1 protein-coding gene is annotated in these 560 nt (G+C 31.4%); it reads left to right on the forward strand.

The features are described 5' to 3' along the window. Window positions 1-93: 93 nt before the first annotated feature. On the forward strand, window positions 94-560 hold a 467-nt coding region (yeiL, locus tag AC0KUU_RS29955; RefSeq protein ID WP_473454051.1), incomplete at its 3' end, for a transcriptional regulator YeiL.

Raw genomic sequence — 560 nt, forward strand, 5'->3', positions numbered from 1 at the left:
CCCTATTGATCTATCAACTTTTATTGCATCATAGCATGTAAAAACATAAAATAATGTGAGATATCTCATATTTTTATAATAGTAGGAGAAAAAATGAAATTTTTAAACGAGCCTATGCAAAGTTACTATATCGAGAAATACTCTATTCAATCACTTTTTTCCTTTCCAATTACTCCATTTATTCAGGTCTGCGAATTTGAACGTGGTGAATTTATCTATAAGGAAGGCTCCTATCCTCAATATATTTATTATCTTGTTGAAGGTAAGGCAAAACTCTATGTTACACACGAAAATGGGAAAGTGTCCTTGATTAATTTTTTACAAGCTCCAACATTTATGGGGGAAGTGGAACTATTAAATTCACAAAGATATTCTAAAGCTATACAAACTGTCACTAAAACCATTTGTTTAGCTATTCCTATTAACACCTGTAAAAATAAGCTCTTAACAGATGTAACATTTCTCAGATATTTATGCAGTTTTTTAAGTGAGAAAGCAACTAAAATTTCAGCAAAGTATACACAAAATCAGGCCTATCCACTCGAGAACCGTCTTGCTGC

The sequence above is a fragment of the Priestia sp. ST2 genome (genome assembly GCF_055810735.1).